9 protein-coding genes are annotated in these 14639 nt (G+C 39.0%); all 9 read left to right on the top strand.

Translation table 11 applies throughout. The annotated features are described in order from the left end of the window. Positions 1-292 precede the first annotated feature (292 nt). Positions 293-3412 (top strand): SusC/RagA family TonB-linked outer membrane protein, encoded by a 3120-nt coding sequence (locus DYH63_RS10075; RefSeq protein ID WP_116788679.1) that lies wholly within the window; start codon positions 293-295, stop codon positions 3410-3412. 10 nt (positions 3413-3422) lie between these two features. Beyond that, positions 3423-5198, top strand: coding sequence for a RagB/SusD family nutrient uptake outer membrane protein (locus DYH63_RS10070; protein WP_116788678.1), 1776 nt, complete (start codon positions 3423-3425; stop codon positions 5196-5198). Between the two features lie 67 nt (positions 5199-5265). Beyond that, positions 5266-7668: a glycoside hydrolase family 2 TIM barrel-domain containing protein gene (locus DYH63_RS10065; RefSeq protein WP_116788677.1), complete on the top strand. Its 2403-nt coding sequence runs from the start codon at positions 5266-5268 to the stop codon at positions 7666-7668. Positions 7669-8116: 448 nt separating this feature from the next. Further along, positions 8117-9004 carry an AraC family transcriptional regulator gene (locus DYH63_RS10060; protein WP_116788676.1) on the top strand — a complete coding sequence of 296 codons (888 nt, stop codon included), beginning with the start codon at positions 8117-8119 and terminating at the stop codon, positions 9002-9004. A 196-nt stretch (positions 9005-9200) separates the two neighbouring features. Beyond that, positions 9201-9767, top strand: a complete 567-nt coding sequence (gene hxlB / locus DYH63_RS10055) for a 6-phospho-3-hexuloisomerase (protein ID WP_116790799.1) — start codon at positions 9201-9203, stop codon at positions 9765-9767. Between the two features lie 33 nt (positions 9768-9800). Then, entirely contained in the window at positions 9801-10436 is a 636-nt protein-coding gene (gene hxlA / locus DYH63_RS10050; protein ID WP_116788675.1) for a 3-hexulose-6-phosphate synthase, read from the top strand. Positions 10437-10594: 158 nt separating this feature from the next. Next, positions 10595-12001, top strand: a complete 1407-nt coding sequence (gnd, locus tag DYH63_RS10045) for an NADP-dependent phosphogluconate dehydrogenase (RefSeq protein WP_116788674.1) — start codon at positions 10595-10597, stop codon at positions 11999-12001. 16 nt (positions 12002-12017) lie between these two features. After that, positions 12018-13553 carry a glucose-6-phosphate dehydrogenase gene (gene zwf / locus DYH63_RS10040; protein WP_116788673.1) on the top strand — a complete coding sequence of 512 codons (1536 nt, stop codon included), beginning with the start codon at positions 12018-12020 and terminating at the stop codon, positions 13551-13553. Next, on the top strand, positions 13537-14256 hold the full coding sequence (pgl, locus tag DYH63_RS10035) for a 6-phosphogluconolactonase (RefSeq protein ID WP_116788672.1): 720 nt from the start codon (positions 13537-13539) through the stop codon (positions 14254-14256). The genes zwf and pgl overlap by 17 nt, the downstream gene beginning before the upstream one ends. Positions 14257-14639: the final 383 nt, after the last annotated feature.

Here is a 14639-nt window from a genome sequence, read left to right as displayed (position 1 = left end):
TACTAATTATATATATAAGTGCCTATGGAGAAAGTAAAATTTGGTTGATATTTTTTTACACACATGCCTGCGGAATTTTAGTTAAAACCGCAGGCTATGTTTTCACTAAAACCTGCTACAATAACAATAAATATAATGCCTGATAGTGTATCAAAATTAGAGTAACAAAAAAATATTAATTATAAGAATAGACACAAGAAGCAACCAAATTACGTGGTACATCCTACGGAAGTGTGAGGGAGAAACTTTAAGTATCCCGTTGAGAAAACAATTTAACATAACGCATAATTACATGAATAAATTTTACAAATTTATCTTTAGAGGAAATCGTAAGAACGTCTTCTTACTTATAGTGCTTTTAAGCAATATTCCTTTAAAAGTATATTCAGCAACAACTATCGAATCTAAAGCTTATTTTCAGGAGCCAATTACAGGAACAATTGTTTCTAAGACTGATAATATGCCATTAATTGGGGCTTCTATCCTTGTTAAGGGAACCCTGATAGCGGCAAATGCCGATGAAAATGGTAAGTTTTCAATAGTAGCACCTACAGATGCTATATTGGTAATTTCTTACATGGGCTTTAAATCTCAGGAAATTTCTGTAAAAGACACTACAATATTCAATATATCGCTCGAAGAAGATATAAGCCAGCTCGAAGAGGTTGTTGTAGTGGGCTACGGAACACAAAAAAAGGCAACTTTAACAGGTGCGGTAAGTGTGGTAAAGGGATCTGAAATACTTAAATCGCCAACTACAAATGTAAGCCAGAGCATAGCGGGGCGCCTGCCTGGTGTCTTTGCAACATCTCAGGGTGGCGAGCCCGGGTATGATGGTGCAACACTTAGGATACGCGGAGTAAATACTTTTGGCGATTCTTCTCCACTAGTTGTTGTAGATGGTGTACCGGGACGATCGTTAGACAGGATTGATCCCAGTACCATTGAGACTATATCTGTACTTAAAGATGCTTCTGCGGCTATTTATGGAGCGCAGGCAGCAAACGGTGTAATTTTGATAACTACCAAGCGTGGTAAAAGTGGTAAACCTACAGTACGATTATCTCATAACCAGGGGTATGCACGCCCCACATCGTTACCTAAAATGGCAAATGCTGCACAGTATGCCACTATGCTAAATGAAATTGATGCTTATTCCGGTAATCCTTCAAGGTATACAGATGAGGACATTCAAATGTTTAGTGATGGATCAAACCCATGGACGCACCCTAATACAAATTGGTTTAAAGAAACGCTTAAACCATGGTCAGAACAAACTTATACTAATGTCTCTATAGAGGGAGGCAGCGAAAATACCCGATATTTTTTAAGTATATCAAAAAAAGAACAGGATGGATTTTATAAAAAAAGCGCATCAAGATATGATGAATACGCGTTGCGTTCTAATCTTGATATAACCCTGAATGATTACATAAAAGTATATTCTAACATATCCGGGCGTATGGAAGACAGGCAGTATGGTACACGATCTGCCGGTGATATTTTTACCTTTTTAATGCGCGGAAAACCAAACATGCCTGCTTATTGGCCTAACGGAAAGCCCGGACCCGATATAGAGTTTGGTAACAATCCGGTTGTTATAGCCAGTGATGCAACCGGTTATGACCGTGATAAAAGATATATACTGAACTCTGATTTCGGAATCGATTTTAAAATCCCGGGAATTAATGGGCTTACTATAAAAGCTAACGCATCTATTGATAAAAGCTTCAGGTTTAATAAAACATGGAGAACCCCGTGGTATTTGTACTCGTGGGACGGCAGCACTCTGGACGCCAATGGCCAGCCGCTATTAGTTGAAGGAAAAAAAGGATATGATGATGCCAGATTAAATGAGTATATGGAAGATAATCAGAACATTCTAACAAGGGGTGTAATTGATTATACGAACACTTTTGCAACAGACCATGCTGTAAATGTACTTGCCGGTGTAGAAAGGATAACAGGTAAGGGGGATAATTTCAGCGCTTTCAGGAGATACTTTCAATCAACAGCTATAGACCAGATGTTTGCCGGTGGGCAGGCAGAAATAAATAATAACGGCTCTGCTTTTGAAAATGCAAGGCTTAATTATTTTGGAAGGGTAAATTACGCATATAAAGATAAATACCTTGCAGAATTTGTGTGGAGGTATCAGGGATCTTATATTTTTGAGCAAGGAAGCAGGTTTGGTTTCTTTCCCGGTGTATCTCTTGGATACGTAATTTCTGAAGAAAATTTCTGGAAAAAAAATGTGCCATTCATCAACTTTGCTAAGTTAAGGGCATCTGCCGGGCAAACCGGTAATGACCTTATAGCACCATATCAATATTTAGCTTCTTACACCCTTGGTGGTTTAGCACATATTAACGGACAGGGCAATGTGCGCAATCAAACGCTTTACGAAGGTGTTGTACCTAATACAGGTGTAACCTGGGAAAAGGCAATTCAGCGCAACCTTGCTTTAGATTTACAATTTCTTGAAGGGAAATTATTTTTCACCGCGGAGTATTTTAACAACAAGCGTAACGAAATTTTATGGACACGAAATGCCTCTGTACCCAATACTGCGGGCTTATCATTACCAGCCGAAAACATAGGCAGGTTTGTAAACAGGGGTATGGAGTTTAACCTGGGCTATAACGGTGCTGTAAATGATTTTACATATAGTGTTAGTGTAAACGGAACGTATGCTAAAAACAAAATATTGTATTGGGATGAGTCTCCCGGAGCGCCAGATTATCAGCAAACCACGGGTTTCCCTTATGGATCTGCACTGTATTATAATGCCGTAGGTATATACCAAAACCAGCAGGAGATAGACAATTCAGCGCACTGGTCTGGAGCCAGGCCCGGAGACATTATTTTTGAAGATGTTAATGGCGATGGAGTTATTGACGGAAAAGACCGTACGAGAAGCGAAAAAACAGGAGCGCCACGATTTACAGGAGGGCTTAATCTTAATGCAGCCTATAAAGGTTTTGATTTAAGTTTACTATTTCAGGGTGCAGCCGGAGGCGTATTTTACCAGACAACGGAGTCGGGAGATTTTGGTAACTACTTACAACGATTTTATGACGGAAGATGGACAGAAGAAAATCCAAGCACTACCAACCCGCGCACTTACAATCGTACAAATGAATATTGGGTAAGCCAGCGAAACACATATTGGTTGCGTAAAACAGATTACATACGTTTAAAAACGTTAGAACTGGGTTATACATTACCGGTTTCTTTTACACAAAAATTTGCAGTACAAAATTTCAGGATGTATGTAAGCGGTTTCAACTTATTTACCTATAGCCCTGATATGAAAGATTTTGATCCTGAAAATCCTGAAAACAATAATGGTTCAGGTTATAATTATCCACAAAGCAAAGTTATAAACTTTGGAATTAATGTAACCTTCTAAACAAAAGCAAATGAAAAAACGAATACTACTATTTGGTCTTATAGCAATGGCGTTTACCACTGGGTGTAGCGATGATTTTCTTGATGTTAAACCCCTCGACAGATATTCGGATGCCGCGGTATGGTCAGACCAGGCTCTGGTAAAGAACTATGTAAATGGCATATATGAAGGCATGCACTATGGCTTTAATGCAGAAATGTTTGCCTCAATATCAGACGAGGCAATGGATGTTTGGGGATGGGAAACGCAAGCTGTTATAAATGGCGACATAAGTAACAGTTACCTGGGCGTATTTACCCATTTTTCTGGTTCTTACAACCGGTTATCATGGTGGTCTTTATATAAAAATGTTAGAAACTGTAATGTGTTTCTTAAGAACATAGATTTATATGGCCTTAGCGGCGCAGAAGTTGAACGCATGAAAGGTGAAGTATACTTTTTGCGTGGGTACTACTACTATTGGCTTATGAGCCTGTATGGCGGTGTTCCTGTAATAGATACGGCTTATCAACCTACTGATGATATGCTTATACAGCGCAATACTCTGGAAGAAACGGTAAACTTTATTGTAGAAAACCTGGACCAGGCAGCTGCACTCTTACCGGAATCCGGAGATAAGGCACGTGCCAGTAAAGGTGCAGCCATGGCGCTTAAATCGAGAGTACTGCTTTATGCTGCCAGCGATTTATTTAACTCTCAGGCATCATGGGCCAGTGGGTATAGTAAACCGGAGTTACTAAGTTATATGGGAGGCGACAGGACTGTACGCTGGCAGGCGGCAAAAGATGCTGCGAAAGCAGTTATTGATATGAACGGCTATAGCCTTCATGGTGGTACTGCGCAGGCACCTGGAGAGCAGGCCATAAATAACTATGTGAGTATATTTCTAAATCATGGTACTAACGAAGATATTTTTTATTCGTACTACGATAATGTAAATGACAATGGATGGGCATCTCCCAGCCCGGGCTTGTTTAACGGGCCTAATGGCTACCATGGTTGGGGAGGTAATACACCTACGCAACAATTTATAGATTCTTATGAAATGGCAGACGGCAGTAGTTTTAGCTGGGCTAATCCTGCCCAGGCTGCGGCACCTTATCAAAACAGGGATCCGCGCTTTTATGCAAACACACTCTATGATGGTGCCCACTGGAGACAAAGGCCGGATGATATTATTGCTTCAGATCCTGCAGGCATTGTGCAAACCGGGTATTATGAAAATGCCGACGGAACTTACCGTGCCGGACTTGATACCCGCCAGGGGCCTATTGAAGACTGGAATGGTTCTTACACAGGTTATTATATACGTAAATTTATAGATCCCGCAATTAATCATCAGTACGAAAGGCAAAAATACCCATGGCGACAAATAAGATATGCCGAAGTACTTTTAAATTATGCCGAGGCTTGTATAGAACTGGGTCAGTATGATGAGGCAAGAACATATTTAAATATGATTCGTGGCAGGGCAGGAATGCCTGCTATTGCAGCTAGCGTAACAGGAGCTGATTTAAAAGCGCGTTATCGTAATGAGAGAAAAATAGAACTGGCCTGGGAACAGCACCGATATTTTGATATCAGAAGGTGGATGATTGCTCCGGAGGTTATTAAAAATGTAGGCGGTATAGATATCAGGCATCCTTTTAACGGTGGCCCAACAAGATATAACGTAATTGACGTGCAAAACAGGAAGTGGAACGCGAACAATAAAACCTATTTTATGCCCATTCTCCTGGATGAGATTAACAGAAATTCGTTACTGGTGCAAAATCCCGGTTATTAAACATTATTAATACGGATACAACTTATAATTAAGTTGTATCCGTTCTTATTTATTATATTTTTACACAATGACTACAATTAAACGCCTTTTACTATTAACCTTTACACTATTGTGTGGGTTGATACATGCCCAAAACAAAACACCTGAAAGAACCATAAAGTTTGATTACGACTGGAAATTTAAACTAGGAGACTATCCGGAAGCCGGAAAACAGGATTATAACGATGCTGCATGGCGCAAACTCGACCTGCCACACGACTGGAGCATTGAGGGGAATTTTGATCCAAAAAACCCAATGGGTAATGATGGAGGATACCTGCCTGCAGGTATTGGCTGGTACAGAAAGGATTTTGATATAAATAATGATTTTAAGAATAAAAAATTCACGATCTATTTTGAAGGCGTTTACATGAATGCTGAGGTATTTGTAAATGGCACATCATTAGGTATTCGTCCTTATGGGTATTCATCTTTCTTTTATGATATAAGTCCTTACTTAAAAGCAGGAAAAAATAATATTGCCGTTAAAGTAGACAATTCGCAACAAAAAAATTGCCGCTGGTATAGCGGTTCTGGTATATACAGGCACGTTTGGTTAACAGAAACTAATCTTGTACATATTGAGCAATGGGGGGCTGCAATAACAACACCCCAGGTAAGCGCAAAACAGGCAACGGTAAAGGTAGCAGTTAATGTACAAAATGAAAATAATACAGTTCAAAACGTATTAGTTGCTGTATCTCTTTTTGACAAGAAAAATAAAAAAACAGGCAGTGCCCGTGTTCCTGTAACAATTAATTCAAACTCAACTAAACAAGCAGTTCTTGAAGTAGTTGTTAAAACACCTGATTTATGGTCGCCAGAAAATCCGGATATGTACCGCGCAGAAATAAGTGTTATACAAAATGACATTATACAGGATGAGTATCCATTACCATTTGGAATTCGTAAGATAGCATACAGTGCAGAAAAAGGTTTTGTTTTAAATGATAAGCACATACATCTTAACGGAGGTTGTGTGCATCATGATAATGGCCCTCTTGGTGCCGCTGCATATGACCGTGCCGAAATTAAAAAAGTTGAATTATTAAAAGCTGCCGGTTTTAATGCTGTCAGAACAAGCCATAATCCACCATCAGAAGTATTTTTACACGCATGCGATTCAATTGGATTATTAGTTATAGATGAAACTTTTGACGGATGGAAAGAGAAAAAAAACACATACGATTATTCTTTATATTTTGATAAGTGGTGGAGTAAAGATACTGAAGCATTAGTACTGCGCGACCGCAACCATCCTTCGATAATCATATGGAGTATAGGTAACGAAATTATAGAACGTAAAACTCTTGATGCTGTTAGATCGGCACATAAACAGGCAACATTAATACGTAAACTTGATCCTACCAGACCAGTTACATCGGCGCTGGCGTCGTGGGATAATGATTGGGACATATTTGATCCTTTGTTTGAAATGCACGATATAGGAGGTTACAATTATATGATACATAAGGCAGAATCAGATCATGAAAGAGTGCCCACGCGTGTAATGTTACAAACAGAATCGTATCCAAGGGATGCATTTAAAAACTGGAAAGGTGTAAATGATCATTCATATATCATTGGAGATTTTGTCTGGACCGCTATGGATTATCTAGGAGAGTCAGGAATAGGACGGTACTATTATGATGGCGATGTTAAAGGAGAACATTATGAACGCGATCTATACCCTTGGCATGGAGCTTATTGTGGAGATATTGATTTAATAGGATGGCGCAAGCCAATTTCTTACTACAGAGAAATACTTTATAGCAATAAAAAGATGACGCACCTGGCAGTTAAGGAACCTAATAAATATTATGGCGAAATTAAAGAAACATTATGGTCTGTCTGGCCTACATGGGAAAGCTGGAACTGGCCGGGGCATGAAGGTAAGAATATAGAAGTAGAGGTGTATTCTAACTACCCATCTGTAAGGCTTTACCGTGATGGTAAACTGGTAGGCGAAAAATCAACTACAAGAGCTGAAGAATTTAAAGCTGTATTTACGCTTTCTTACCAGCCCGGAGAGTTAAAAGCAGTAGGAGTACTTAATGGTAAGGAGTTAGGCCCCAAACTATTAAAAAGTGCTGGTGCGACTGCCAAAATAAAACTATCTGCCGACAAAACTGTACTCAAGGCCGATGGTCAGGACCTCTCTTATATAAGAATTGACCTAACCGATTTACAAGGTAACCGCGACCCCAATGCTGAAAATGACCTTACATTTAATTTGCAGGGTGCAGGTACTATTGTAGGTGTAGCAAATGCAAATCTTAAAGATAATGATCCTTATATAGCAAACCACCACAAAGCATGGAAAGGGCAGGCGCTGGTTATTGTTAAAAGCTCAAGAGAGGCGGGAGCTATAAAACTTACGGTTAGCTCGCAATCGCTACAAGATGCTACTATCGAATTTGTTGTAAAATAATCAGTACCATATTGTTTGTTAATACATTAAATAACAATTAATTAATAGTAAGATACTATATAAATATATTGGCTGCCCCTGTTTGAATGATGGATAAGGGCAGCTTTTTTTATTGATATTACGCTGCATAAAGGCCTTATCTATATATATTGAAACCACGTACGCAATACTACACAGACAGTTGAATGACCAAAAATAATACGCTGAATACTTTGTGATATATAATGAAATCTCATTCATGAGCAACTGACGCTAAACTTTTATATATATTTGCTGCTTAATGCTCGATGAAAACAACTTTTGATCAGGCGCAGATTAGTTTCCACAAAAGTGTAGCACGAAATTTCTGGTTGTCACATTTTGGGATGCATTTTCCTGATTTGTCTATGGGAAAGTAAATCCTGATTTTGATACAGACAATCTACTGCATAACAACAAACAATTTTCCATGGATGTAAAAAGGTTAGAAATCAAGAATAATATCCAAAAAGAAGAGGATAGAAATTTGTCGTTTCGCGTTTTTGATTTAAGCAGTAAACACCTTGAAAACTATCTGCAACCTCATAAAAAAGACCATTTTTGTATTATTATAGTTGAAACCGGAAAAATAGATATCCATATTGAGGACAAGATACATTTACTAAAGTCAGGAAAAATATCCATTATCTTCCCAGACCAGGTTCATTTTGTCTCAAATCTAAGTGATGACCTTAACGGAAAAATTATATTGTTTGAAGAAGTACTTTTTTGTTCTGATATACTGAAAAACGAACTTAGTGTATACAACGTAAACCTTGCTACACACCTTAATTGTACCGTACTTTCTAATCCGGAATTTGAGAAATCGCTACCACTAATCAAAGATATACAAGACATTTATAACGCCCCAAGCCTGGTAAAAAAAGAACAGGCGCGTTTTTATATCAAGGTATTTCTCTTAGGGCTTATAGAAATAATTCATGGCCAGCATCCTGTGCTGCAACATGACACGCACGATGCTAACCAGAACACGTATATAGGTTTTAAAAAGCTGCTAAACCAGGAGTATAAGAGCGAGCGTACCGTGCAATACTATGCTTCAAAGCTTTTAATTACCCCTAAAAAACTTAATGAAATAACAAAAAAGCATTGTGGCGAAACTGCTATAAATGCCATTCATAACCGCATACTTTCTGAAATTAAGCGGCAATTGTTGTTTAGCGACCTTTCACACAAAGAAATAGCTTTCGACCTGGGCTTTAGTTCGCCATCGGCACTTAATAAGTTCGTAAAGGCTAAACTTAAAGAAACACCTACAGAACTTCAAAACGAACTGGCGCAAATTTATACCGCGTAGTCTTGTTTGTATAACATTCCCCCTTTAGCTGCCCATTAACTTTGCATCAGTAAATAACACCTATTTAATGATGTACAGTACCCGTTGCATTATAACTTTTTAGTTTAATCAGCTTATCATTTACATCTATTTTATAGTATAAATGATGATTCTGTATGCAATTTCTGTGCGTATAACGTCTATAAGCATAAACACTATGGTCAACAACAAATTAATTACCGAAAACCTGCATACTATTTTAGAAGAGAACCTAAAACTTGCAAAGCAGATAAACCCGACAGAGGTTAATGCGCTGGTTGAAGAGATAAAAAGTGCTAACCGAATTTTTGTAATGGCAGCCGGCAGAAGTGGCCTTGCCTTAAAAATGGCTGCAATGCGTTTTATGCATTTAGGTTACACAGTATATGTTGTGGGAGAAGTTATTACCCCCGCAATATTACAGGGAGATGTATTACTTGTTGCATCCGGTTCAGGAACAACTGCTACAGTACTATCAGCGGCAGAAAAAGCAAAGAAACAGAAGGCCAGGGTAGTAGCCATTACCGCAGATGCGCAAAGCAAATTAGCAGCATTAGCAGACCAGGTTATACTTATAAACGCTGCTACAAAAACAGATTTTGGGGTGTCAGTTTCAAGCCAGTATGCAGGGAGTCTGTTCGAACAATTTACACTATTTGTTCTTGAAAGCATTTTTATGACACTGTGGCAGGAATCCGGATTAACTAAAGAAGACCTGTGGCCTAAACACGCCAATCTTGAATAACATTTATAATTAATTTTTCAAATATTTTTAGACATGACAAAATTACAAGTCGCAATTGATTTACTTACTACAGAAGCAGCATTAGAACTGGCACATAAAGTAGCTCCATATGTAGATATTATAGAATTAGGTACGCCACTTATTAAGGCTGAAGGGCTTAGGGTTGTTACAGCCATGAAGGAAACTTTTCCTGATAAATTGGTTTTTGCTGATATGAAAACTGCCGATACAGGTGCCTTAGAAGCAGAAATGGCATTTAAAGCAGGAGCTGATTTAGTTACCGTAATGGGAACTGTAGATGATGCCACCGTTAAAGGTGCTGTGGAAGCTGCTAAAAAATACGGCAGAAAAGTAGTGGTAGATACTATTGGCGTAAAAAACAGGGTACAAAGGGCGCAAGAGGTAACCGCTTTTGGTGTTGCTTTTGTTGAGCTACACGCCGGTCTTGACGAGCAGGCATTACCGGGCTACTCGGTACAAACGCTTATTAGCGAAGGTATTGATGCTAAAGTACCATTCTCTGTAGCAGGTGGTGTAAACATCAACACTATTAAAGATGTGGTTGCTGCCGGTGCAGAAGTTGCTGTTGCGGGTGGAGCTATCTATGGTGCCGAAGATCCTGCTGCTGCTGCAAAAGCATTGAAAGATGCAATCATCAGCCTGAATTAATAATAAGTCAGAATAGTAAAGGCGGGAAGTTTATTAATAAATTTCCCGCCTTTTTAGTACCTTTACACTACTATTTAAACTATAATTAATAAACGTCTTAAATGCCCTAAATACTTAGTATTTGCAGCATTTAAGAATAACACAACAATAAAGTATATATGAGCACATTTGATTTTGGTATTGTTGGCCTGGGTGTAATGGGCCGTAACCTGCTTTTAAACATGGCCGACCATGATTTTGCTGTAGCGGGTTTAGATTTAGATACCGTAAAAGCCAGTTCGCTGGAGCAGGAAGCCGGTTCAAAACATACCATAAAAGCAACTACAGATGTAGCAGCATTTGTAGCGCTAATACAGCAACCAAGGGCAATTATGTTATTAGTGCCTGCCGGTAAACCGGTAGATAGCGCTATACAAAGCCTTTTACCATTTTTAGATAAAGGCGATATTATAATAGATGGTGGTAATACTTACTTTACCGATACCGACCGTCGATTTACAGAATTATCTGCCCAGGGAATCCACTTTTTTGGCATGGGTATTTCAGGAGGCGAAAAAGGTGCCCGTTTTGGGCCTAGCCTTATGCCGGGTGGCGATAAAAAGGCGTATGAAAGGTTACGTCCTATTTTTGAAGCTATTGCTGCAAAAGTAGATGGAGAGCCTTGTGTAGAATACTTAGGTAACGGGTCTGCCGGTAATTATGTAAAAATGGCACATAATGGTATCGAGTATGGTATTATGCAGCTTATTTCTGAGGTGTATGACCTTATGAAACGTGGCTACAACCTGGATGACGATACCATTCAAAGGGCTTTTGAAGACTGGAATACTACCGAACTTCAATCTTACCTGATTGAAATTACAGGTCATATCCTTAAAAAAACAGATACTGACGGACAGAAGCTTATCAATGTAATATCTGACTGGGCACGATCTAAAGGCACAGGGAAATGGACGTCTCAAAACGCCATGGATTTACAGGTGCCGCTACCTACTATAGATGCCGCGGTTACTATGAGGGATATGTCTAAAAATAAACCCGAAAGAATTGAAGCCGCTACCAAACTTATTTGGGATACCGAAACTGCAGAGGTTAACCTGCCAGAGGTTTTAGAATCGCTTAAAGGTGCACTTTACTTTTCGATACTAATTACTTACGCACAAGGATTAGCATTGCTAACTACCGCTTCTAACGAATATAATTACGATTTAAATTTAGAAACGGTTACAAAAATATGGCGTGGTGGCTGCATTATTCGTGCTACGGTTCTCGAAGATTTTAGAAAAGCATATGCTAAAAATACAGACCTTAAAAACCTGCTTTTAGATGATGCTATTGCTGGCCAATTAAACAGCAACCAGGCTAATATAAGAAACACAGTACAATTTGCCGTTAAACAGGGATTACCTGTTGCAGGCTTAATGAATGCTTTAGCTTATTTTGATGCTTACAGGTCTCAAAATTTGCCTACAAACATAATTCAGGCACAACGCGATTATTTTGGGGCGCATACTTACGAACGTACAGATGCTGCCGGAACCTTCCATACAGAGTGGAACGAATAAATTCTAATCGAACAAGATGACTAACATCAAAAAAATAAAGCCAACCATTATCCTTATTTTTGGGGCAACGGGCGATTTGGCAAAAAGAAAGCTTTTTCCTGCATTTTATAATCTTTACCTTGATGGGCGCATGCCCGAAAAGTTTAAGATCGTAGCATTAGGCAGGGCAGATAATAGTGACGAATTATTTCGGGACTACGTAAAAACCAACCTGGCAGAATTTTCGAGAAACAAAATAACGTCTGATGAAGCTTACCAGCAGTTTGCGGCTAACATAACTTATTTTCAGTACAATATAGATAGTGAAGATTCGTATAGTGATCTAAAACTTGAATTAGATAAAACTGATGTTATTTTTGGCGAGCGTGCTAACCGCCTTTTCTACCTGTCTATAGCGCCATCATTTATTGCTACAATATCTAACAATATCAATAAATTTAGCCTTGCTGCTAATCCGGATCAGGACCGTATTATTGTAGAAAAGCCATTTGGTTACAATAAGGCTTCGGCAGTAGCGCTTAATGAACTATTAGCACAAACATTTCAGGAAAAGCAAATTTACCGTATAGACCATTATTTAGGTAAAGAAACGGTACAAAACATACTTGCTTTCCGCTTTAGCAATATTATGTTTGAGCCGCTCTGGAACAGTAAATTTATCGATTCAGTACAAATTACAGTTGCCGAGGAAGTTGGGGTAGAAGATCGCGGTGGCTTTTATGAAGGCACCGGGGCTTTAAAAGATATGATACAAAACCACCTGCTTCAAATTTTAACTATGGTAGCCATGGAGGCACCCAGTTCTTTACAGGCAGATGAAATACGAAATCGCAAGGCCGATGTATTGAAATCGATACGCCGCATAACACCACAAGAGGTAGATCATTATACTGTTAGAGGCCAGTATGATGCAGGTTCTATAAATGGAAAAAGCGTACAGGGATACCATACCGAAAAAGGCGTTGCCACAGATTCTGTTACAGAAACATTTGTAGCCATAAAATTTTATTTAGATAATGCCCGCTGGCAGGATGTGCCCTTTTATGTTCGCACCGGTAAAAGGATGCAGGAAAAACAATCGTCTATAGTAATTCAGTTTAAAGAGGTGCCACACTCAACATTCTCTTCGGGTAATGATGCGCTGCTTCCTAACCGTTTGATTATAAATATTCAGCCGGCTATGGATATAAGGTTACAATTTATGACAAAAAAAACCGGTTTATCGCTGTCTTTAAAACCGGCAGAGATGGTATTTGATTATTTTTCGTGCAGTACTAAATCGCCTGAAGCTTATGAGACACTACTACAGGATGCTTTGCTGGGAGACCCTACGCTTTTTATGCGTTCAGATCAGGTGGAAGAGGCCTGGGATGTAGTAACCACCATTCAGGAGGCCTGGGAGGCCGATAAAGTTTCAAATTTGCATAAATACCATGCCGGAAGCTGGGGGCCGGAAGCTGCCGATGCATTACTTGCACGCCAGGGACATGCCTGGATATCTAACACGTATAAAGAAGTAAAAGAAAAAGTAGCCGATGGTAACTATATTTAATACTAAAGAAGAAATAGCAATCCACGCAGCTGAAATTTTTGTAGCAGCTGCGCAAAATGCAATACAGGAGCGTAACCAATTTGTAGTGGCCTTAACGGGTGGCTCATCGCCTGTTGGTTTATATAAGCTTTTGGCTACACCGGAATATCTGTCAAAAATAGACTGGAATAAGGTTTTTGTTTTTTGGGGAGATGAACGCTGGGTTCCTCTTGAAGACGATTTAAGCAATGCTAAAATGTCGGCTGAATCGCTTCTTAATCATGTTCCTATACCAAAAGGTAACATATTCCATATGTATAAAGATGGTGTTACACCAGGAGATTATGCCATCGAATATGAAAAATCTATAAGAGATATTGCAGGCAAGGATGGAAAGTTTGACCTTATTTTATTAGGCATGGGTGATGACGGGCATACCGCATCGCTTTTTCCGGGTGAAGCTGTACTAAAAGAAGATAAAAAATGGGTAGATGCTTATTATCTTGCGCCACAAAGTATGTACCGCATTACCTTAACAGCACCCCTTATTAACAGGGCTAATGAGATTGTAGTGGTTACCTTTGGCGAAAATAAAGCACATGCCTTACATGAAGTTTTACATGGGGAGTATAACCCCGAAAAATATCCAACGCAGTTATTAAAGCCAGTAGATGGTAAATTACTTTTCCTGACTGATAAAGCCGCTGCGAGAGAAACACTATAAGTCTACTGACTCATTACTTTTTTCGGAATGAAAACTGTATCGCTTCTGCAACGGATATTTTGGTTGTTTTTTAAAACTTTTGTGATTGCAGGGGAAATAAAAAGCCTGTAAATTGAACTGCCCCCAAATAGTGTCTGGCTTTTTGGGGGCAGTTTACATGTTATTAGGACGTCCTTTAATATAGGTACTATTTCTTTGAAATGCGTTCTGCTTATGCGCCATCTTTTGTATCTATACGTTTTATGTTCTTCGTCTGCTATTTTATGGTCAGTAAGCGTTTTTATTAAAGATGCAGGAGCGATAATGGCATCATTAAGAGTATTCCGCTATATGACTACTTTAAATTTTATTATTATGTTATCTTCTAGAAAAAAATGGATTGT

Origin of the sequence: Flavobacterium psychrotrophum (assembly GCF_003403075.1) — a bacterium.
GTDB lineage: Bacteria > Bacteroidota > Bacteroidia > Flavobacteriales > Flavobacteriaceae > Flavobacterium > Flavobacterium psychrotrophum.
This window is presented reverse-complemented; position numbering and strand designations above follow the sequence as displayed.